The organism is Paenibacillus sp. FW507-14B1B (genome assembly GCF_058781425.1).
This window is the reverse complement of record NZ_JBYSWS010000004.1, coordinates 24,232-44,706: the sequence shown is the minus strand read 5'-3', so window position 1 is coordinate 44,706 and position 20,475 is coordinate 24,232. Positions and strand designations below refer to the sequence as shown.

The following is a 20,475-nucleotide window of genomic DNA, read 5'->3' as shown; positions in this document are numbered from 1 at the left end:
CTATTCCTCCGTTATTTGAACCTTGAGTGTCGCTTTAACCTCAGGGTGAAGTTTCACAGGTACCTGTGTTACACCCAGATGGCGAATCGGTTCACTCAATTCAATTTTACGTTTATCAATTTTAATATTTTGTGCTGCAAGGGTTTCTGCAATTTGCTTACTTGTAATAGCTCCGAATAGACGACCGCCTTCACCGGATTTAGCTTTCACGGATACTGTCATCTCTTCAAGCTGCTTACCAAGAGCAATAGCCTCATCCTTCTCTTGCTGCTTACGCTTTTGTTCAGATGCATTTTGCTGCTCCAATGTTTTCATGTTGCCCTCTGTAGCAGGTCGAGCTACACCACGTGGAAACAAGAAATTTTGTGCATAGCCTTCCGATACCTCTTTAACCTGACCCTTCTTGCCTTGGCCCTTCATATCTTTTATAAAAATAACTTTCATTCAAATAACCCCTCTTTCGATTCAATGTCTGCCAGTACTTCCAGCAGCGCGGCTTCCGCTTCTTCCATCGTCATGCTTAACTGTACTGCGGCATTTGTTAAATGACCACCGCCGCCAAGACGTTCCATGACGACCTGGACGTTCATACGGCCCATGGAGCGCGCACTGATTCCTATAAGTCCATCAGACCGTTCACCAATAACAAAGGAAGCCTGAACATCCGTCATATTCAGCAGCATATCCGCCGCCTGTGCAATAAGTAGTTGGGGAATCTTCTCCCCTTTATGTGTTACAGCAAGTGCGATATGCCCATATACCATTCTAGCATGTTTTACGATCTCAGCCTTAGCTATAAATTCTGACAAATCTTCTTTTAACACCCGTTGAATCATCATTGTATCTGCACCATGCCGTCTGAGGAACCCAGCGGCCTCGAAGGTACGTGATCCGGTATGCAGTGCATAATGCTTCGTATCTACCGTAATTCCTGCTAGAAGCGACGTGGCCTCCAGTGGAGATAGGGATACCCGGTCATGAATGTACTGGAGGACCTCTGTTACGAGCTCACAGGCCGATGATGCATATGGCTCGAGATACACAAGCACCGCATCATTGATAAATTCCTCACCCCGGCGGTGATGATCGATGACAACGACCCGACTTGCCTGCTTCACAAGACGAGGCTCCATGGTCATGGATGCTTTATGCGTATCAACAATCACAAGCAGCGTATGAGGCGTTAGCATTTGCATACCCTGTTCAGGCGAAATAAATCGGCTCATAAGATTTTCATCTTTGCGGACCTCATCCATAATTCGTTTCACAGATGGATTCATGCCTTCGAGTACAATATGAGCCTCGACCTTATACAGTTGTGCTGCTTTCAGTACACCGATTGAAGCACCGATGACGTCCATATCAGGCAGTTTGTGACCCATAATAATAACACGATCACTTTCCTGCATAAGATCGCGCAGGGCATGTGAAATGACGCGTGCACGGACCCGAGTCCGCTTCTCAACCGCGTTTGATTTCCCACCATAAAAGGATAGTCGTTGTCCTGCTTTAACAGCTGCCTGATCGCCTCCACGTCCAAGTGCCATATCAAGACTTGATTGAGCAAGTTGACCAAGCTCTGTTACATCTTCTGAGCCAAAAGCCAGCCCAACACTAAGTGTGAGCGGCACCTTCAGGTCAGCCGTCATTTCTCTGACCTCATCTAGGATAACAAATCGACTATTCTCCAGCGCATCCAGAGCCTTCTTGTTCAGCATCATTAAAAAGCGCTCCGAAGAAAGTCGACGCAGATAAATATTGAACTCACGAGCCCAGTCCGTGACTTCACTGCTTACCTTAGCGAGCAATGCTGTCCGCTGCTGATCATCCATACCTTGAGCTGCCTCATCGACGTTATCAAGCATCAGTATCCCAATAGCGAGCCGCTCATCCTCATAGCGTTGACGAAGGACAACAAGCTCGGTGATTTCATCCAGATATATGAGTCTTTCCTCCGGAATAACGGTGGCTCCATAATATTTATTATCGTGGTGAAGCTCTAGCCGCATTTCGGCCTCGAACCCCTCCTTGGACTCCTTCTTCTCTCGCATAGCATCCGTCAGCTTAGGAAACAGCTCGTTCAGCGGCATACCGACCAGTGTCTGACTGGGGAACATATCCACCATGAACTGGTTATGCCACTCAACGGTCTTATCCTCGCTATAGAGAACAATGCCGAACGGCAGTACACTAACTGCTTCTTCCTCAACCCTGCGAATTCGAAAAGATAATCCACCGATATATTCCAGCAGATCACTGCGGAATTTCATTTCTGCCTTCAGCATGGCATAGCCACTCAGAACAGCTAGTAATAGCCCAATAATACCGAGCCAGGTATTGTATATAGACAAGCAAATAACAAGCAAAAGCACAAGTGCAAACGCCCAGACGGTATGATAGCCGTGCCAGCGTTTCTGAAGAAATTTAGGCATGACTGATCACCCTATCTTTTTTTATTACTTATGGACTGTCGCAATGGGAACGCGAGATCCAAGATACCGAGTATAATCATGGGTTGGAAGAGTACAATCGGAATAGCCGCAAGAAACGGAATAATCGGATGCCACTTCTTCTGATGTGTAAGATAGAAGAAGAATCCGAGTGCCTGAATCATAAAGCAAAACTGCAGCAAAGGCATGGCATTCAATACAATCATTTCGATGAAGGTATTGCTTGAATCCTTAATAGCTGCACTCATAATCCAGATCAGCAGGTAATACCAAATCAGAGAACGAGGAAATCTCCATTCACGAGCCTTCTTAAGAGCTGGCACGGAGTAACCCATACTGTTCAGAATCGGACGAGCCAATGCATGAGTTACAACCGTCATTAAGAACGAGCTGATAATCATTGCAAAAGGCACCATCTGCATCGTTCTTTGACTTAACATTTCGAGATTTTCTGGTGTCCAGATTTGACCTGCGCCCCCACTGTTTACGCCCATCTCTTGCAATGGAGCTGTCGTCATCTTAACGATTTCATCCACGTATTCTGACAGGTTAAGCTGAAAGAATGCGGTTCCGACCGTAAGCAGCAGAAGCATTTCTAACAGAAATGCCGACATACCGTATTTCAGAACTCGCATAGCTGGGGCACGCTTTCGGTACATGTAACCCATTACGAGACCCGGAATTAAGAAATACGCGGCCAGCATAACGTATATCGGATGAATGAATCCTACCACCAACCAGACGGGGAGAATGTGAAAAATAAACGATTTTACATTAAGTGCTGTGAAAAGAATTGCAACTGGCAGAATCAACAGAAATGCCGTTACAATTGAAAATCCTGATAATAAAGAAAGTAGGAGTATTAAATATATAACGCTCCAAACCACTGTAGTCCAACGCTGTTTCAAATATGTTCACCTCTTACGCAAATGTTCTTCTAGCGCGGAAATATCTTGATACCATTCTTCCAACTGATGTCCTTCTTGCTTATGCTTCTTCAACTTTTCAATCAAGAGATCATCTAAATCCCGATATGACATGCCAAGTCTACGGCCTAGTATGTAGGAACTCATCATCAAGCTGGCCAGACTGTCGCCTACCTTTGCTGTACTTCCCTCCCACAGCGCTTTGAATAATCGGGATACGTTATCGACTACTTCGGTCTTCAGCCACTCAATTACCTTGGCCCGTTTAGCCACATCCAAATCCTTCGGCATGTTTGACAAGTCCCATCTCTCCCTGAAAAAGCTTTATTCTCCATTATAGCATAAATGCCTGTTACCCACACAAAAGGGGCCCAGCGGAGTTCGTCCCAGTCCCCTCTGCAGAACAAGCCTGCTTCGCAAGTTAAAGCGATGGCAGGCCTGTGCTTGAGGTGCCGGCTAACACTCGGGTATTTTTAGGATGCCCCGCGTGAGCCCATTGTTTCCTCTCTAGATACGAATTTCTCACAATATTCGATAATTTGGCTACGTCTAACGATCCCGATGAATCGGTTCATGTCATCCACAACGGGCACAAAGTTCTGTACCTTAGCCAGATTGATTAAGTCCTCCATGTTCGCTTCAATGGATACCGGTTTAATATCCATTCGCAGCGGAACATCTTTGAGCAAAAATTTTGAAGCATTCTCAAATGTAATCTTTCCATCCGAGTTTTTCATGTGCCACAGTAAGTCGCCCTCTGTTACCGTGCCGGCATACTGTCCATTCTTATCCAAGACAGGCACGGCTGTATAACGATGGTACTCCATCCGCTCCAGCGTCTGCCGCAGCGTGGAATCCATCGTTAAACAGATGACTTCCTGTTTCGGCAGCAAAAAAAACGCGATATTCATAATTATGAATCCTCCTTATGAGCGTTAAACGTGACCCCGTCAGTTGTGAATAAGTAGTGTCTTTAGAAAGCTATGCAGGTATACATGTACTTCATGAACCTTTTGTGGAAGCGCTTTAATAATACATACGTTCACAATCAGCAACTGTTTCGTAAAAGACACAAAATCAGCAGCCAGGCAATCCGGACTGCTGATTGAAATAAGATTTGATACTGTTGTCCGATCCGGTAGTCCGGAGTCTATAGGTATATTCGGTGTTGTACAGAGATTACTGTTGCTCTGACTTCTCCGGCTTCATTAGCTGATCTTCAGGAGTAGTCGGGTCCATCCAGTTATCAATCATCTGCTGTGCTAACTTAACATCCTCTTTATCTGCTTCATTGTAGTAAATACCATTCAATCTCATACCTTCACCCATAATCGTAAAGCTAGTCATTTCTGGCTTACCACCAGTTAACAACTGCTTCGCCAGATCAATAATGAATTTAGGCTGCATATTGGTTTGGAAGTTATCGCCCATAATATCAATCAGCTCTGGCACCTTGCTGATCTGATCAACTTGCATCAAGCGTTTTGCAGCTGCATCCAGGAATACCTGTTGACGCTTCGTGCGGTTAAAGTCGCTATCCTCACGATAACGTACATAGTTAAGTGCTTCCTCACCGGAGTAGATCGGTTTGTTCGCTTTTACCGTGAATTTCTCATGGTCTTTACCCTTGTTTACAATATCCTTACCGATTGGCAGCTCAACGCCACCCATAGCGTCAACAACATCCTTCAAGCCTTGAAAATTAACAGAAGCATAGTAATCGATCTTTTCATCTAGAAATGCTTCCATTGTATCTTTGGCCATCTCATGTCCACCAAAAGCAAAGGCATGTGTAATCTTATCCTTCTTTCCTTTGCCAACAATATCCACGTAAGTGTCACGTGGAACAGAAACGAGTAGTACATTAGATTCCTTAGGACGGACAACAGCCAAGATCATCGTATCCGAACGAGCTGGCTCATCTTCACGTTGGTCGCTTCCTAGCAGCATCACACTAAACGGCTCACTTTGCAGAACCACAGGCTCAGGCGTTTTGTCGCCCTTGAGCGGCTTATAGCTCTTCTCCAGTGAACTTTCAACCTTATCAGACATGAATAAATCAAATGCAACGACTGCAAGCTGTGCACGGAACAGATAACCTAAGCTACCGATCAGCACGAGAGCAGCAAGTGCAATATATAATGTTTTCCTCTTCATGAGTTAGATTCCTTCTTTTTTATAAAATTAATAACTTATTTATATAGGATAAATCATGGAATAACGGAAGTTTCTGCTGCCTTCTTGCTCGCCTCCTTTCCTTATTAAACGGCTATACGTATGAATGACGCATCACCGTGGTCCTGTTTTCTTACACAGGGGGAGAAGCAGCACATGGTCTATTGTAAACCAGACGAATGCTCTCTGTGAAGAGCTACTCCGTCGTTCTATAAAACTACCAGATTTGGAGAAGTGCTAAATAAATAAGTTGATCTATTCCATTATACAAAAAAAGCAGCTGCTGGTCCCTATGCATGGAACCATTCATTCAGCCGCTCTTTAATCGTTAATGTTCTTGAGAATCCATAGTCAAACAGCTTACGAGTCTCCTCAAACCGGGCTTCCCTGCTCTTCGTTCCCATGACAACAGCAATAAGCCGGCTTCCGCCTTTCTCAGCTGTTCCGGTAAAGCAGTATCCTGCATTTTCCGTGTATCCTGTCTTCAGACCATCTGTTCCTTCATATGAATAGGGACCCGATAGCGAAGGAAGCATCCAATTTGTGTTACTTAAATATAAGTCCCGCCCTTTTAACTTCATCTGCGTTTTACTTGATGTATTTAATATTTCTGGATGATTATTGATCAGATGAGCTGCAAGTTTTGCTGTATCTAGCGCGGTCATTCTTGTCTCTTCTTCCAGATTAAAAGGTACTTCTCTCTCATTAGAGGCAATCTCAAGGCCAGAAGCATTCACGAAATAGGAATCGTCAGAAAGCTGAAGATCCCTCGCCTTCTGGTTCATCCGCTTCACAAAGTTCTCCTCCGTGCCTGCAAAATGCTCTGCGAGTGCTACCGCTGCATCATTAGCCGAATAAACGGCCATGCTTTGAAACAGCTCTTTTACTGTAAGGATATCTCCTTCATTTAAAGACAACCGAACACCGCCTATGCTACTAGCATATTTACTAATCTTCACGGATTCATCCCAGCTGTGGGTCCCGCTTTTAATCTCTTCGAGAATGATCAGCTCTGTCATCAACTTCGACATGCTTGCCGGGGGCAACGGCACATCGCCGTTCTCGCTATACAATATTCGTCCTGAATTCAAGTCCATCAGTACAACTGCTCTTGCTTCCACTTCAGGTTTAATACCAATTCGCTCTGTATTCATCGTAGTGACCAAAATGACAGGAATCATAATAAGCACACCTATGAGAAACCATAACCACCATTTTTTCATATGTAAGCCCTCCATAGTATTAGACGTATTAGAGGGCATTTTGGTCTGCAATTTTTTATAAATAATTATTTTATTTTTGATAATAAAAAACAGCGCACAGAATATGCTCTGGCGCTGTTTACATTAAACTATTATTTAAACTTATAGAATTAGGCAAAATGACAAGCCACAAAGTGATTGTCACCCATATTCCGATATTCAGGCACCTGCTGTTTGCACAAATCAGATGCTAGAGGGCAACGAGTATGGAATTTGCAGCCTGATGGTGGATTCGCTGGGCTTGGAATATCACCCTTCAGCACGATCCGATCACGCTTATACGTTGGATCCGGTACAGGTACGGCTGAGAGAAGCGCTTTAGTATAAGGATGAAGCGGATTGCGGAACAACTCCTCTTTAGGTGCCATCTCTACCATAGAACCCAAGTACATAACACCGATCCGGTCACAAAGATGCTCGACAACACTAAGATCGTGTGAAATGAACAGGTATGTCAATTGCTTCTCTTTTTGCAGATCACTCAGCAGATTGATAATCTGTGCTTGGATAGATACGTCAAGAGCTGAAACGGGCTCATCCGCAACGATGAACTCTGGGTTCATAATCAAGGCACGAGCAATACCGATACGTTGACGCTGTCCTCCTGAGAACTCATGCGGGAATCGATCATAATGGTAATCTGATAATCCGCAGATTTTCAACGTTTCGATAACGCGCTCTTTAAGCTCTTTACGACTTACAAGACCGTGGTCAAGAAGTGCTTCTCCGATCGCTTCACCCACCTTAATTCTAGGGTTGAGTGAACTGAATGGATCCTGAAATACGATTTGCATTTTAGGACGCATTCCGCGCATTTGTTCCTTGGACAGTTGATGAATATCTTGTCCCTTAAACACGACTTTACCATCAGTCTTCTCAAGCAGACGAAGAATCGTGCGACCTATTGTACTTTTACCACAACCCGATTCGCCAACAAGGCCAAAGGATTCACCGCGATGAATCGAGAAGCTTACGCCGTCAACAGCCTTTACGTTTCCGACAGTTCTCTGAAATACACCACCAGTAATGGGGAAATATTTCTTCAGATCAGTAACTTCAATTAATGCTTCACTCATTGCTGTTTCCCCTCCTCTTCATACAGCCAGCATGCAACCTTATGACCGTCAGGGTCTACGCCAAGCGGAGGTTCTTTCTCAACACATATATTCATGCAAAACTCACATCTGTCGTGGAAATGGCAGTTACTACCGAGTTCAATCGGATTAGGTACTTGCCCCGGTATGGAATACAAACGGTCCTGCTTCTGGTTAATGACTGGCTTAGCTTTCAACAGTCCTTTGGTGTAAGGATGCTTCGGATTTTGGAACAGCTCTTTAACAGGAGCCTCTTCAATCACTTTACCGGCATACATGACAACTACATAATCGGCCATTTCCGCCACGACACCGAGGTCATGCGTAATCAGCATAATCGATGTATTGAATTTATCCTTAATATCACGCATCAAATCGAGAATTTGTGCCTGAATCGTAACATCAAGTGCCGTTGTAGGCTCATCGGCTACGATCAACTTCGGATTACAGCTAAGTGCAATCGCGATCATGATCCGTTGACGCATCCCACCGCTCAGCTCATGGGGATAGGATTCATAGATCTTTTCAGCACGTGGAATACCGACCAAGTTGATCAGCTCAATTGCGCGCTCCTTAGCTTCCTTACGGGTTACCAGCTGATGCAGAAGGATCGGTTCTGTGATCTGCTCCCCGATTTTCAGGACTGGATTAAGAGAAGACATAGGCTCTTGGAAGATCATTGCGATCTCGTTACCTCTTATCATACTCATATCCCGCTTGTTCATTTTGAGAATATCTTTACCTTCAAAAATAATTTCTCCTCCAACAGGAGGTACTTCGAGCAAACGCATGAGTGACATTGCCGTCACACTTTTTCCGCAGCCGGACTCACCAACTACACACAGCGTCTCGCCTTCGCGAATTTTGAAGCTGACATCGTCAACGGCTTTCACTGTACCTGCGGAGGTATGAAAATGCGTTTTTAAATTGCGGAATTCTACTAAATCTTTTGCCATTGTCGCATCTCCTACTTCTTCATTTTAGGGTCAAGTGCGTCGCGAAGTCCGTCACCGATCAGATTGATCGCCACAACGGTTATTAGAATACACATACCTGGTGGAACCCACAGCCATGGTCTCTTCCGGAAGTCAATCAGATTGTTCGCAGCCGAGATCATGTTACCCCATGATGGAGTAGGTGGTACTACGCCAATACCTAGATAGCTTAGTGCCGATTCAGTGATAATCGTCGATGCTACACCTAACGTTGCAGTTACGATAATGATCGGAATCGTGTTTGGCATCAAGTGACGGAATATCTTGCGGCGATCCCGTAGGCCGAGCGCTTCTGTAGCCTGCATAAATTCCTGTTCACGCAGCGTCAAAATTTGACCACGAACCAATCGAGCAATGGTTGTCCAGCCTAGAATACCGAGAATTAGCATTAAGAAGTATATACGTCTTTCAGGATCGACCTTCAAGTCGGATAAAATTGCACCCAGTATAATCAAGATAGGCAAAGTCGGAAGTGCCATAAAAATATCAGCAACACGCATAATAAGGGTATCTGCAAATTTACGATAGAAACCTGCCAAGGCTCCCAACGTAGCACCGATGGCGATAGAAATACCGGTTGCTACCAACCCCACTGTAAGCGAGATCCGTCCAGCTAGCATAAGACGGAGCAGAACGTCTCGACCGAGCTTATCCGTTCCAAGCCAGTGCTCTGCACTTGGTGGTTGATTTTTGAGTTTAACGTCATATTCATAGAGATCGTAGGGTGAAAACAATGGCCCTACACTGACGAATAAAGTCATTAAGATCAATATAAAAAGTCCTATAACAGCCAGTCGGTTACGGGTGAATCGTCGAACCGCGATTCTCCACGGAGAGTCCGGCTGCTTAGCTGGGACTAATGTTTTCTTATCAAGAGGTGCAGCCTCCAGGGACAATGTAATCTCCTCCTACTTTAATCGGATTCTTGGGTCAGCGGCTCCATACAGAACGTCGGAAATCAGGTTTCCGATCAATGTTAAAACAGCTAGGAAAATAGTAAAACCGAGCAAGAACGGGTAGTCACGCACGCTAATTGATTCTAAGTAAACCTGTCCAATACCGGGCCATACAAATACTTTTTCCAGTATGATGGCACCACCAAACAAAGCCGGCAATTCAAATCCCATTAGTGTAATCGCAGGTAACATTGCATTACGGAGCGCATGTTTGAAGATAACTTTCCGCTCCTTCAACCCTTTAGCCCGTGCTGTTCTAATGTAATCCTGACGAATTACCTCCAGCATGCTGGTACGGAAATAGCGTGTTAAGCTTCCTGTACTGAGCATGGTAAGAACGGTAATCGGCATGAGAGCGTGTTCAGCTACATCCCAAATGTAACTAAAGCCCGTTGCATTCGACCCAGCTGTAGTCATACCACCGACAGGGAGCCATCCAAGCTCCATTGCGAATATCTTAATAAGTAAGAGGCCCAAAAAGAAGGAGGGCAGCGACATACAGAGAAAGACAACCAAGGTTACCAGTTTATCAAACAATGAGTATTGAAACTTGGCCGAGAACACCCCGGCGAATATAGCAATAATCCAACTGAGAACTAAACTACAAAAAGCGATGATAAAGGAGTTCCATACATAATTCCCAATTACCTTAGTAACGGGTTGTTTATGCTGAAGTGAGTCCCCCATATTTCCTGTTACCATGTTTCCAGCCCACGTGAAGTAGCGCTCTACAGGCTGCTTGTCTAAACCATAAATAGCCCGAAGCTCGGCTTTTTTCTCGGCCGTCATACTCGGACTGTTCTTTGCAGTGATATAATCACCTGGCACTAGTGAGGATATAGCAAAGACAAGTATCGATATCCCGATCAGGGTCGGGATCATCTGCAGCAGCCTTCTGATAATGTACTGCTTCATAATATTCCTCCCGGCATATAAGTGGATATGCTCAGCCCGAATGGACTGAGCATATCTTTCCTGATGCTATTGTTGAAGTTCTACTTGATAAAGGCTATACGTGAAATCCTTGTAAGGTGTGATATCAAAGCCATCTACACGGCTGTTGATCGCCCAACCATCACGTCTTTGATAAAGGAACATATTAGGAATATCTTTGTTCATTTCTTGGTACATTTGCTTGTAAATATCTTTACGAGCTTCAATATCTAAAGTGGTCTTACCTTTTTTCATAAGCTCATCAACTGTTTTGTTGGAGTAACCTGTATCGTTCTGCGCACCATTAGTAATATATACGGTGTTATCTGGGTCTGGAGTTAAGCCCCAAGCTGCGAAGAACATTTCATACTCGCCTCTGTCTTTTTTATCCATAATTGCGTTGAAGTCTAGTGTTTCTGCTTTAACTTCGATACCTAAGTCTTTGTAGTTAGCGGACATAACTGGAAGAAGTGCGTCTACAACTGGATTGTCAGCTGTTGCAGAGAAATCAATTGACAACTTCTCGCCATTCTTCTCACGTGTTCCATTTGCACCAACAACCCAGCCTGCCTCATCAAGAAGCTTCTTCGCTGTCTCTGGATTGAAATCATATGCTTCAATGTTCTCATCTGTATATGCCCAAGAAACGCTGGATTCAGGAATATTCAGTGGGTTTGCATATTTACCATAAATAATTTCAACAATCTCGGAACGGTTCAAACCGTACATTAGAGCTTGACGTACTTTTTGATCCTTAAATTTCTCTAGATTGTGGTTGAACGCAATATAACCATAACCGTTTGTTGGGAAGATGTTAAGGTCAAGGAAGCCCAAGAGTTTAGCTTCTTCCACGTTATCTTCATTTACCGTAAGCATATCCATATCAATCTCGCCAGACTCTAGCATCGACAATTTTGTTTCTTCTGCTGTTGTCTTGTAAATAACATTCTTGACTTTTGGAGCTCCACGGAAGTAATTCTCATTAGCTTCAAATACAACTTCTTGTCCTGGTGTGAACTTTTTCATAACGTACGGTCCACTACCCAGTGGCTTATCATTTAGACTTTTCAAAGAGTCCATGTTACCTTTTTTGAAGCCTTTACCATAGTAATGTTCTGGAATGAAAGCAACATCACCCAACACGTCACGCGTAAGAGCAGTTGCCTCAGTTACTGTAATTTCTACAGTTTGGTCATCAATAACTTTGATACCGGAGATTTCATCAGCTTTACCGTCGTGGTACTCTTTACCACCAACGATATTCAGAGAGAGAAGATCGGATTCACCATCATATGTTGGATCATGCAAAACTTTCATAGCGAATACATAATCTTTAACGGTTACCGGCGAACCATCAGAATAAGTTACACCTGGCTTCAGCTTGAACGTGTACTTCAAGCCATCCTCGGAAACATCAACACTTTCAGCCAATCTTTCCGTATATGTTCCGTCACCTGTTACTTCCAGGAATGTGTCGAACACTAGCTGTACAACATACTTGTCATATGCTGTTTGCCAAAAGAATGGGTTGAAAACACCTTTTGGTGAAGTCACACCGATAATCAATGTATCTTTACGATCAAGTGCATTTTGTGGATTTGCAGATGGATCCTCAGCTTCGAAATAACCTTGGCTCTCATCTTCACCTTCTGCTGGAGGGGTTTCTTCTTTGTCTTTGCCCTCATCTGTGCTAGGTGTTTGTTGACCTGCTTCTTCCCCTTGTTTCGGCTCATCTGCTTTGCCACCGCCACATGCTGCCAACACAGAGATGGCAAATAACATGACTACCAGCAAAAGCGACATTCTCTTCTTCATGCTAATCCTCCTTTTAAAATGATGTTGCTTATAAATTATTAGGATAATATGGTAATTACCCTTAAATAATTACAGTAGGTAATCTAGGATGTCAGTAGCATGTTGTATGCGCCTAAAATATCTTCCAAAAAATATACCAATGGTCAATTAGTACCAAAATCTTTAACAATATCTTCTTGTCTGTAAAATTAATGTTATGATACGTGTAAAAATAGGTGACGTCAATTACTTTTTCGTATTTTTTTTTAAAAAAATGTTTTCGCATCGTACTTTTTGGTTATGGATACGAGTTAAAATCGAAAGTTTTACAAGCCACTTTTTCAGAAAATATGGAAAATAAACTGTTTAGTTTTGAAATACTTCATAATTTTTTATTATCATCCTATAAAATTATATTTATAATGTCATATTAATTAACATGAGAGTATGATATTTCTCTCAATTATCGCTTTCCTGTGCTAAAATGCTGTTTTCGGGTCATATTTAAGGTAACAATGTTAACTTTAATCCCTGATATACTGTATTGATAGACGTTTCATGTAATATTTAATATAGGAATTTCTATCTACTAAACAAAAAAACAACCTGGGATAAGACCAGGTTGTTTTAACATATTCATATTATCCTCGTATATTTGAGCATTTTTAGGACTACAAATTCTTAACCCAAGCCAATTTAAGATCCATCTCTTCAATACATTGCTTATCATCATGGTGATCATTAGCTACCAATGGTGTTACTGGATAAATCCTCATCGTTCCTTCAAACGTTTTCAACAATGGGTGGAGATTGTTTAAACCTTTTAGCTCCGGATTTAACCATTTCTCCATATCATCCACGGATAAAATGGCTGGCATACGTTCCTCGAACTCCCGAATGAATACATTGGCATCGGTCATAAGCATCGTGCAGGTTCTCATCTTTTCACCTTTTGCATCTTGCCAAGTCTCATATAATCCTGCTACGCCAAATAACTCACTATTCGGCATCACTACTCTTACCGCATAACTTTTCTTACCTACAGTTCTCCAGTAATAGAAGCCGTTGCTGGGAATAACACATCGCCGAGTATCCACTGCTTTTCGGTAGGTTGGATTCTGATCTACGGTATGTAAATTTGCGTTCACCGCATCCTTCCCCCAGTAAGGAACTAGCCCCCATCTATATTCATCAAGAACTTTTTCTCCAGCTTCTTGAACAATCACGGGTACACCTTGCATCGGACTAATGTTGTATCGATTCTTGTAGTAATACATCACTCTGCTTATTCCGAAATGTTGACCTACTTCATCTATCCCAGCGGACATCGAAAATCGACGACACATAATGAAATTCCTCCTTTTTCTTAGCATTTGGATAAAAGAGGAATATTATGCATGATCGACATTTTGTTTTCTAGGAAGAGACATATTCAGTATTATGAAGCTTTCTTAAACAAATTTCATTTACTAAATTCCCTTCTTTAATGTTAACTTCTATTTAAAGTATTGTCTTATCTGACAGGACAAACTAACAATCCATATGAAAAGTATATGTACCCATAATAGTCATGATTAGAATAATTCATACTAGTTATAATATATAGAAGAAACTCATCAATATCATTTGCTATTACTGCGGTTATTAAGTTCCACCTCTATCAAAAGTATACCTATACAAGAGACGATGTCTCCTGTGAAGAGACAATCTCTTCAATTCTTCACTCAGCTAATCATCATTTTTCTAACGATTATATGTATATATTTGTACGTACCAAGGGGACAGTTCGATATACATAATCCGCATGAATTTCTTAATTCACATACAAAAAAAGCAGCTTAGCCAAAGGCTAAACTGCTCTTTCTTTAACGGACTACTCCGTTGTGTATGGAAGCAATGCGATTTGACGGGAGCGTTTGATCGCAATCGTCAAGGCACGCTGATATTTTGCACTAGTTCCAGTCACACGACGTGGCAAGATTTTACCGCGTTCGCTGATGAACTTCTTGAGCAAATCAGTATCTTTATAGTCAATGTGAGTAATCTTGTTCACAGTGAAGAAACAAACTTTACGACGTTTGTTACGGCCACCACGGCGTGCTGGGCGTTTGTCGTTGTCTCCGCCTTCTCTTTGCTTAAAAGCCATGCTTAGTCAGTCCTTCCTTATTAAAATGGCAAATCATCATCCGAAATATCGATCGGTTTTCCTTCATCGGAAAAAGGATCCTGATTGTTGCGTGAGTTATTACTGCTTCCACGGTTTCCGCTAGTGCTTCCACCGCCGAACGATGATTCCTCACGATTTCCGCCGCCTCCGCTGCTATCTCGGTTCGACTCCAAGAAACGAACATTATCAGCAATAACTTCAGTTACGTATACACGTTTACCTTCGTTATTCTCGTAATTCCGCACTTGAATGCGTCCTTCCACAGCGGTCAGACGGCCTTTACGCAGATAGTTGGCACACGTTTCAGCAAGCTGTCTCCAGGTAACGACCGGAATGAAATCCGCTTCGCGTTCCCCGCCTTGGGCGGTAAATGGACGATCTACGGCAAGCGTAAACTGTGTGACCGCTACTCCTGCTGGCGTATAACGCAGCTCTGGATCCCGGGTTAGCCGGCCGATCAAAATAACACGGTTCAACAATCCTATCCCCTCCTTAGAACGAATTCATTACAAAACTTTCGGTCTTAGGCTACGTCATTCGTAATGAGATAACGAATTACTTCGTCAGAAATCTTCATGAGACGCTCAAGCTCAGCGATAACTTCAGGTGTACCATTGAAGTTAACTAGAACGAACACGCCATCACGGAATTTCTTGATCTCATACGCAAGACGGCGTTTACCCATTACGTCTTGCTTTGTAACTTCTCCGCCGTTGGAGATGATGCCATGGAACTTATCGACTGTAGCTTGAACAGCTTCTTGCTCAAGGTCTGGACGAATAATGTACATAACTTCATATTTGCGCATATCTTTCACCTCCTTGTGGACTTAGGCCCCCAATCAAATGTTAGGAGCAAGGAACGAGCGTAAACTCGCACCATAACAATATATCAGAACGAATGATCGGATGCAAGTTTCTTTTCCTTCCATTACATGAAATCTACATACGCCTTCGCTATATTATCCATATATGTTTATCCTCTAGTTCCGCTCTTTCCCTGCCATGATTTTGTCTGCTCTCGTGCACTCTAAGGAAGCAGTTCATATCAAAAGAAGGAGGATTCTTATCATGGGTGAACGTAGTGAATTCCACAGTGGAGAAAAAGCTCCAAACAATGGAGTATATATTGAAGTCGGTGTAAGAGACCACATCATGGGCATTGAAAATCCTCAGCAAGTTAAGCTTAAACAGGGCGATACATTCCCCGATAATACGAACGATGATCGCGTGTGGATAAACAAAAGACGGGTACAACCTAAATAAGCACTTCAACTTTTTTTAACTCCATGTATAACAAATCGAATATGGAGCATAATATCAATAGGCGGTGCATGAGAGAGGTGTGGTTCCGTTGGACAACGCAGCTGAATTACCCATAGGGTCTTACTCTGCACGGTTAGCAAGCGGAGGGATTTAGCAACAAGCTTGACCGTTTTCGGACAAGTAAAGGGCTGTTGACCAAGATTCTTGCGAATGTGTTAGCTATAGATTCCAATTCACAGCACCGCCTAACCAGTGGAAGGACCCGAAAGGGTCCTTCCTTTTTGTTCTATATAGATGAAGTAAAAATACAGATCAGACTTTATATAATTAAAAAGAGCCTCTCGCAACAACCGAGAAGCTCATACAATGTATCGTAAATTTAGTTTAATCGTTAGATGGCGGAAAGGGTGGGATTCGAACCCACGCACGCCTTGCGACGCCTAGCTGATTTCGAGTCAGCCCCCTTGGGCCTCTTGGGTACCTTTCCGCAGCACGATTGATTATAACATGTCCTGCTAATCAGGTCAATACGTCAGCTATCACCCACTAGCCTATGGGGTGTTATGCCTCAGTCGTCCCATCATCAACAGCTGCTGACCTTAGCACCTTCTTCATGTTCTTCTCAAACTTAGCTCGTGGAATCAATACACTATGTTGGCAACGTGTACACTTTATGCGGATGTCCATCCCCATTCGGATGATCTCCATTTCATTATTCCCGCAGGGATGAGGTTTTTTCATTTGAACAATATCCCCCAATTGAAATACCTTCCGTTCCATTCCTGCTCCCCCTTCACATCTCATCGTCTAATTGTTATCTATTCTATGCATTTTAGAGCGACCTAACAAGTTATATATATCATCCCTCAGATGACTGACGTAATTCCTCTGCTTCTAAAGCTTGTTTTATATCTTTAAAAATTTCTCGTTCAGCAACATCACGTGCATTCGGGTGACACTCAGCCGCAATACGAACAACATATTCAGATGTGGTCAGGGATTGAATCCCCAGCACTTCAGGGTCTTGGACAAGTTCCGGACGGCGCTGAGAAATCCCTTCAAGTGCACTTTGGATGAGAGACAATGTATCGTTAACCCGCTTTTCATTCTTCACAGGTAAGTCTACAAGCGCAAGTGAATTAGATACTGAGTAATTGGTCACACTAGTAATTAATCCGTTAGGAATAATGTAAGTCTCTCCATTCAATCCTCTGATCCGTGTTGTTCGAAGTCCGATAATTTCAACCGTACCTCTGAATTCCCCACTTTTAATGACATCCCCAACCGCAAACTGATCCTCAAGGATAATAAAAAATCCAGTTATTACATCCTTAACCAGACTCTGTGCTCCGAAACCGACGGCTAATCCGAGTACTCCCGCACTTGCTAGTAAAGGCCCAAGCTTGAAGTTAAACTCTGATAGAATGATCAATATCATTATAAAGTTACATACAAATGAGGTTACATTCTTCAGCAACTCTCCCACGGTTGTGAAGCGCCGTGGATTCATATTAATTCTACTCTTCTCTTGTCTCAGAAGAAATTGATCAATCATTCTATAAACAACTCGTATAATAAGTCGTGTTAATAGGAATATAGCCAGGATTCGAATCGCAGCCGTAGCTACGCCCATCCACATATCTACGTTTGTCATCCAATTCCAGAAAGCATCACTAATTTTTTTTACCTCCTTCAGGGAGTCTGCTTCCCCAGTTAACACCCTATGAATGTAATCCATGTTTTGTATTCCTCCCATCCATACTCTAGATGCGTGTATAACTCTCGTTGTCATTCTGCGTAAATATGCCCCGGATTTCTACTCTTTCCAAAGTGATAATCTCTTGAACTTCTCTTAACGCAGTGGGTGGAAATTGAATCGATAATGCACAGCCTGCTGTAATCTCTTTTGGCGTTGGAAATAGGTCAATCTCTATATCCGCATACTCCAGCAACATCTCCGCTCTTAGTGCTTGCTGCGTGGAGTCAAAAGCGATCAGCATCAAACCTGACATACCCTACACCTCCGTCTCCCCTTCTATTCTCTACTCTTCATTTATCTATGAACAGATTATCTTCTTTTGTCTACCTTGAAGTATAAAAACATTCTTTCATCCATATACTGATACTATCATTCGCGGACGAAAGGAAGATTCTATGAACCGTATATCTAAACACTCACCCCATCAGGAGTTTTCAAGCTTAAAAATACCACATACTGATCCTGAAATCCATTCGGCTATCATACATCGTCTTCTCTATCATCTTTCCTCTGGCGTGCATACTCGTCCACTGATCATTGTCTGTATTGGCACGGACCGTTCCACCGGAGATTGCCTTGGTCCACTTGTCGGCACATCTCTATCTCGTTTCAATAGCTCACTCTTTCATTTATATGGCACACTAGATGAGCCTGTACATGCGATGAATTTAAAAGAGACACTCACGATGATTCATGAACAACATGATAACCCTTATATAATCGGTATTGATGCTTGCCTCGGCCAGTCTGCTAGTGTAGGCTCTATACAAGTTTCTGATGGACCCCTACGCCCTGGTGCAGGTGTACATAAAGAATTACCGCCGGTTGGCGATATCCATGTCACTGGTATCGTCAATGTCGGCGGCTTTATGGAATACTTCGTATTACAGAACACTCGTCTGAGTCTCGTGATGCGTCTATCTGATATTATTGCGAATTGCTTATACTCAGCAATGAAGGAATGGAATCGTTCTACCCTTCTTTCAGCGCGAGATCTATAGCCTCTTTCTCCTCAGGGGACAGAGAATGTTGAGACTCACCATTGTGAAGAGGCTTGGCATATACAAATGAACTTTCACGGTTATATAAACCGGTAAGTACCAATCCATCTCCTTTTTCACTAACGATCGCAATGGAGAAGCTTAAATCATTTCCCCGTTCACCAAAGGCATTATAGCGCACGATACCTGTTTTGGACTTAACACCTTTCAAGGTTTGTATAACATGATCTAGACGGGAACGATGATTTCCTTGTTCTTCTTCAATTGCATCCATTTGAATCTTAAGATTGAGGAGCAGTGTCTCTAGATCCTCCACTCCGGTGCCGGACATCATCGCATCATACTTTCGCCGCATTTTACGCAACTTACTGCCTTGTATTATTACGGCCAACAACAGGATCAAGATCACGGCACTCATACCTACAACAAACCAATGAAGTTGCTCCATGATCAATTCATTTAATTCAGACATACTTCTTCATTCCTTCTCCTCAATCTTGATCTGTCGATCAGGCCTGGATTTTAGCCATGGCTTCCACCATGAGGTCAACATCTTCTTTACTTGTCCATACCCCCACACTGGCTCTTACAGCGCCAGTGTTTTCTGTGCCCACTGCCATATGGGCAAGTGGAGTACAATGGAATCCTGCCCGTACAGCAATCCCATATTCTCGATCCAGCTTAAATGCGAGTTCGGAAGCATCTCTCTCTTCAACCACAAAAGATACAATCCCCGTTCTTGGCTGCCCTAATTTCGGACCGAGAATCTTTATACCTCTTATAGATGACAGTCCCTCTATCATTCGTTGTGTGAGTTCCCATTCGTGACTGTATATGTTATCAGTCTTCAGTTCTAGCACCTTCTCCACAGCGGCCTGAAGCCCTGCGTAACCGATTGTATTCGGAGTACCAGCTTCATATCTATCCGGCCTTACAGTTGGCTGTTCAATAGCCTCAGACTGGCTACCTGTACCTCCGTGCATCAAAGGCTCCAGGTCTAGATTAGGTGAGATATAAAGCCCCCCTGTGCCTTGTGGTCCCATAAGCCCCTTATGCCCAGGAAAGGCTAACATACCAATATTCATATCATCAACATCAATAGATAACATTCCAGCACTTTGGGCAGCATCCACGAGAAGCACAGCACCATACCTCACTGCAAGCTCCCCAATTTCTTTTACAGGAAGAATCGAGCCAAGCAGATTAGAACTATGACTACATACCACAAGCTTGGTCCGCTTATTGAACGACCGCTCGACCTCTTTTAAATCAATCTGTCCATATTCGTCGACAGAAATATAATCAACTTGAATTCCTCTAGTACGTTTCAAATACTCCAGTGGTCTTCTCACTGAATTATGTTCAATCATTGTAGCAATGACATGATCTCCTTCAGCAAGGTATCCTTTAATGGCTAAATTCAATGCCTCTGTCGTATTCCCCGTTAGTGCAATATCATTGGGATTATTGACTTTAAAAAGTGTCGCTAATGTTCTACGCGTTTGATAAAGCACCCTTGATGCATTCACAGCCATACGATGACTTCCGCGTCCCGGATTTGCCGCGGCACTCTCCATCGCTTGTTTCATAGCTTCCAACACTTCCGGAGGTTTCGGCCATGAAGTAGCTGCGTGGTCCAGATAAATGATTGAATCCATGCTGTACCCCCTCATCAGATGAACATAAGTCTATTATTCA

General features: G+C 43.1%; 23 protein-coding genes and 1 tRNA gene. 2 read left to right on the top strand and 22 right to left on the bottom strand.

Features of this window, described 5'->3' with window-relative positions:
- From rplI to rpsF, 16 genes are all read right to left on the bottom strand, one after another.
- Complete coding sequence (gene rplI / locus AC3WJJ_RS19000; protein ID WP_422658951.1) at nucleotides 1-444, bottom strand: 50S ribosomal protein L9; 444 nt, start codon at nucleotides 442-444, stop codon at nucleotides 1-3.
- Complete coding sequence (locus AC3WJJ_RS18995; RefSeq protein ID WP_422658952.1) at nucleotides 441-2,432, bottom strand: DHH family phosphoesterase; 1,992 nt, start codon at nucleotides 2,430-2,432, stop codon at nucleotides 441-443. Before AC3WJJ_RS18995 ends, rplI begins: the two co-directional genes overlap by 4 nt.
- 11 nt (nucleotides 2,433-2,443) lie before the next feature.
- A complete protein-coding gene (locus tag AC3WJJ_RS18990) occupies nucleotides 2,444-3,358 on the bottom strand; it encodes a DUF2232 domain-containing protein (protein WP_492543163.1) in 915 nt (304 codons plus the stop codon).
- A 6-nt stretch (nucleotides 3,359-3,364) separates the two neighbouring features.
- Complete coding sequence (locus tag AC3WJJ_RS18985; protein ID WP_492543609.1) at nucleotides 3,365-3,667, bottom strand: MazG-like family protein; 303 nt, start codon at nucleotides 3,665-3,667, stop codon at nucleotides 3,365-3,367.
- Between the two features lie 182 nt (nucleotides 3,668-3,849).
- A complete protein-coding gene (locus AC3WJJ_RS18980) occupies nucleotides 3,850-4,287 on the bottom strand; it encodes a CBS domain-containing protein (protein ID WP_422658954.1) in 438 nt (145 codons plus the stop codon).
- 268 nt (nucleotides 4,288-4,555) lie between these two features.
- Entirely contained in the window at nucleotides 4,556-5,533 is a 978-nt protein-coding gene (locus AC3WJJ_RS18975; RefSeq protein WP_492543161.1) for an LCP family protein, read from the bottom strand.
- A gap of 308 nt (nucleotides 5,534-5,841) precedes the next feature.
- Nucleotides 5,842-6,774, bottom strand: coding sequence for a D-alanyl-D-alanine carboxypeptidase family protein (locus AC3WJJ_RS18970; RefSeq protein ID WP_492543159.1), 933 nt, complete (start codon nucleotides 6,772-6,774; stop codon nucleotides 5,842-5,844).
- A 149-nt stretch (nucleotides 6,775-6,923) separates the two neighbouring features.
- Complete coding sequence (locus AC3WJJ_RS18965) at nucleotides 6,924-7,889, bottom strand: ABC transporter ATP-binding protein (RefSeq protein ID WP_492543157.1); 966 nt, start codon at nucleotides 7,887-7,889, stop codon at nucleotides 6,924-6,926.
- Nucleotides 7,886-8,863 carry an ABC transporter ATP-binding protein gene (locus AC3WJJ_RS18960; RefSeq protein ID WP_492543155.1) on the bottom strand — a complete coding sequence of 326 codons (978 nt, stop codon included), beginning with the start codon at nucleotides 8,861-8,863 and terminating at the stop codon, nucleotides 7,886-7,888. Before AC3WJJ_RS18960 ends, AC3WJJ_RS18965 begins: the two co-directional genes overlap by 4 nt.
- 11 nt (nucleotides 8,864-8,874) lie before the next feature.
- A complete protein-coding gene (gene opp4C, locus AC3WJJ_RS18955; RefSeq protein WP_492543153.1) occupies nucleotides 8,875-9,798 on the bottom strand; it encodes an oligopeptide ABC transporter permease in 924 nt (307 codons plus the stop codon).
- 12 nt (nucleotides 9,799-9,810) lie between these two features.
- Nucleotides 9,811-10,773, bottom strand: coding sequence for an ABC transporter permease (locus AC3WJJ_RS18950; RefSeq protein WP_492543151.1), 963 nt, complete (start codon nucleotides 10,771-10,773; stop codon nucleotides 9,811-9,813).
- Between the two features lie 66 nt (nucleotides 10,774-10,839).
- Nucleotides 10,840-12,606 (bottom strand): ABC transporter substrate-binding protein, encoded by a 1,767-nt coding sequence (locus AC3WJJ_RS18945; RefSeq protein ID WP_492543149.1) that lies wholly within the window; start codon nucleotides 12,604-12,606, stop codon nucleotides 10,840-10,842.
- Between the two features lie 650 nt (nucleotides 12,607-13,256).
- Nucleotides 13,257-13,931, bottom strand: a complete 675-nt coding sequence (locus tag AC3WJJ_RS18940) for an SOS response-associated peptidase (protein WP_492543148.1) — start codon at nucleotides 13,929-13,931, stop codon at nucleotides 13,257-13,259.
- A gap of 527 nt (nucleotides 13,932-14,458) precedes the next feature.
- Complete coding sequence (gene rpsR, locus AC3WJJ_RS18935; protein ID WP_006207333.1) at nucleotides 14,459-14,731, bottom strand: 30S ribosomal protein S18; 273 nt, start codon at nucleotides 14,729-14,731, stop codon at nucleotides 14,459-14,461.
- 20 nt (nucleotides 14,732-14,751) lie between these two features.
- Nucleotides 14,752-15,231, bottom strand: coding sequence for a single-stranded DNA-binding protein (gene ssb / locus AC3WJJ_RS18930; RefSeq protein WP_492543146.1), 480 nt, complete (start codon nucleotides 15,229-15,231; stop codon nucleotides 14,752-14,754).
- Between the two features lie 44 nt (nucleotides 15,232-15,275).
- A complete protein-coding gene (rpsF, locus tag AC3WJJ_RS18925) occupies nucleotides 15,276-15,560 on the bottom strand; it encodes a 30S ribosomal protein S6 (RefSeq protein WP_422658964.1) in 285 nt (94 codons plus the stop codon).
- A gap of 262 nt (nucleotides 15,561-15,822) precedes the next feature.
- Between rpsF and AC3WJJ_RS18920 the strand changes: the two genes are divergently transcribed.
- On the top strand, nucleotides 15,823-16,017 hold the full coding sequence (locus AC3WJJ_RS18920; RefSeq protein ID WP_492543144.1) for a YjzC family protein: 195 nt from the start codon (nucleotides 15,823-15,825) through the stop codon (nucleotides 16,015-16,017).
- A 396-nt stretch (nucleotides 16,018-16,413) separates the two neighbouring features.
- Here AC3WJJ_RS18920 and AC3WJJ_RS18915 read toward each other — a convergent pair.
- From AC3WJJ_RS18915 to AC3WJJ_RS18900, 4 genes are all read right to left on the bottom strand, one after another.
- Nucleotides 16,414-16,504 (bottom strand) — tRNA-Ser (locus AC3WJJ_RS18915).
- Between the two features lie 74 nt (nucleotides 16,505-16,578).
- A complete protein-coding gene (locus AC3WJJ_RS18910; protein ID WP_492543142.1) occupies nucleotides 16,579-16,797 on the bottom strand; it encodes a DUF951 domain-containing protein in 219 nt (72 codons plus the stop codon).
- Between the two features lie 79 nt (nucleotides 16,798-16,876).
- Nucleotides 16,877-17,755 carry a mechanosensitive ion channel family protein gene (locus tag AC3WJJ_RS18905; protein WP_492543140.1) on the bottom strand — a complete coding sequence of 293 codons (879 nt, stop codon included), beginning with the start codon at nucleotides 17,753-17,755 and terminating at the stop codon, nucleotides 16,877-16,879.
- Between the two features lie 25 nt (nucleotides 17,756-17,780).
- Nucleotides 17,781-18,029, bottom strand: coding sequence for a putative Se/S carrier protein (locus tag AC3WJJ_RS18900; RefSeq protein WP_492543138.1), 249 nt, complete (start codon nucleotides 18,027-18,029; stop codon nucleotides 17,781-17,783).
- 142 nt (nucleotides 18,030-18,171) lie between these two features.
- On the opposite strand from AC3WJJ_RS18900, the gene yyaC reads away from it, so the two are divergent.
- Nucleotides 18,172-18,777, top strand: coding sequence for a spore protease YyaC (gene yyaC, locus AC3WJJ_RS18895; RefSeq protein WP_422658968.1), 606 nt, complete (start codon nucleotides 18,172-18,174; stop codon nucleotides 18,775-18,777).
- On the opposite strand, the gene AC3WJJ_RS18890 is transcribed toward yyaC, so the two are convergent.
- A complete protein-coding gene (locus AC3WJJ_RS18890; RefSeq protein ID WP_492543135.1) occupies nucleotides 18,749-19,249 on the bottom strand; it encodes a DUF4446 family protein in 501 nt (166 codons plus the stop codon). The genes yyaC and AC3WJJ_RS18890 overlap by 29 nt on opposite strands.
- Before the next feature lie 37 nt (nucleotides 19,250-19,286).
- The gene (locus tag AC3WJJ_RS18885) at nucleotides 19,287-20,435 is read right to left on the bottom strand and encodes an aminotransferase class V-fold PLP-dependent enzyme (protein WP_492543133.1); all 1,149 of its coding nucleotides are present in this window, start codon (nucleotides 20,433-20,435) and stop codon (nucleotides 19,287-19,289) included.
- Nucleotides 20,436-20,475 lie beyond the last annotated feature (40 nt).

What these genes read in the sequence shown, in the direction of transcription:
- rplI (WP_422658951.1), bottom strand. Translation starts at nt 444, where the DNA reads ATGAAAGTTATTTTTATAAAAGATATGAAGGGCCAAGGCAAGAAGGGT.
- AC3WJJ_RS18995 (WP_422658952.1), bottom strand. Translation starts at nt 2,432, where the DNA reads ATGCCTAAATTTCTTCAGAAACGCTGGCACGGCTATCATACCGTCTGG.
- AC3WJJ_RS18985 (WP_492543609.1), bottom strand. Translation starts at nt 3,667, where the DNA reads ATGCCGAAGGATTTGGATGTGGCTAAACGGGCCAAGGTAATTGAGTGG.
- AC3WJJ_RS18980 (WP_422658954.1), bottom strand. Translation starts at nt 4,287, where the DNA reads ATGAATATCGCGTTTTTTTTGCTGCCGAAACAGGAAGTCATCTGTTTA.
- AC3WJJ_RS18975 (WP_492543161.1), bottom strand. Translation starts at nt 5,533, where the DNA reads ATGAAGAGGAAAACATTATATATTGCACTTGCTGCTCTCGTGCTGATC.
- AC3WJJ_RS18970 (WP_492543159.1), bottom strand. Translation starts at nt 6,774, where the DNA reads ATGAAAAAATGGTGGTTATGGTTTCTCATAGGTGTGCTTATTATGATT.
- AC3WJJ_RS18965 (WP_492543157.1), bottom strand. Translation starts at nt 7,889, where the DNA reads ATGAGTGAAGCATTAATTGAAGTTACTGATCTGAAGAAATATTTCCCC.
- AC3WJJ_RS18960 (WP_492543155.1), bottom strand. Translation starts at nt 8,863, where the DNA reads ATGGCAAAAGATTTAGTAGAATTCCGCAATTTAAAAACGCATTTTCAT.
- AC3WJJ_RS18950 (WP_492543151.1), bottom strand. Translation starts at nt 10,773, where the DNA reads ATGAAGCAGTACATTATCAGAAGGCTGCTGCAGATGATCCCGACCCTG.
- AC3WJJ_RS18945 (WP_492543149.1), bottom strand. Translation starts at nt 12,606, where the DNA reads ATGAAGAAGAGAATGTCGCTTTTGCTGGTAGTCATGTTATTTGCCATC.
- AC3WJJ_RS18940 (WP_492543148.1), bottom strand. Translation starts at nt 13,931, where the DNA reads ATGTGTCGTCGATTTTCGATGTCCGCTGGGATAGATGAAGTAGGTCAA.
- rpsR (WP_006207333.1), bottom strand. Translation starts at nt 14,731, where the DNA reads ATGGCTTTTAAGCAAAGAGAAGGCGGAGACAACGACAAACGCCCAGCA.
- rpsF (WP_422658964.1), bottom strand. Translation starts at nt 15,560, where the DNA reads ATGCGCAAATATGAAGTTATGTACATTATTCGTCCAGACCTTGAGCAA.
- AC3WJJ_RS18920 (WP_492543144.1), top strand. Translation starts at nt 15,823, where the DNA reads ATGGGTGAACGTAGTGAATTCCACAGTGGAGAAAAAGCTCCAAACAAT.
- AC3WJJ_RS18910 (WP_492543142.1), bottom strand. Translation starts at nt 16,797, where the DNA reads ATGGAACGGAAGGTATTTCAATTGGGGGATATTGTTCAAATGAAAAAA.
- AC3WJJ_RS18905 (WP_492543140.1), bottom strand. Translation starts at nt 17,755, where the DNA reads ATGGATTACATTCATAGGGTGTTAACTGGGGAAGCAGACTCCCTGAAG.
- AC3WJJ_RS18900 (WP_492543138.1), bottom strand. Translation starts at nt 18,029, where the DNA reads ATGTCAGGTTTGATGCTGATCGCTTTTGACTCCACGCAGCAAGCACTA.
- yyaC (WP_422658968.1), top strand. Translation starts at nt 18,172, where the DNA reads ATGAACCGTATATCTAAACACTCACCCCATCAGGAGTTTTCAAGCTTA.
- AC3WJJ_RS18890 (WP_492543135.1), bottom strand. Translation starts at nt 19,249, where the DNA reads ATGTCTGAATTAAATGAATTGATCATGGAGCAACTTCATTGGTTTGTT.
- AC3WJJ_RS18885 (WP_492543133.1), bottom strand. Translation starts at nt 20,435, where the DNA reads ATGGATTCAATCATTTATCTGGACCACGCAGCTACTTCATGGCCGAAA.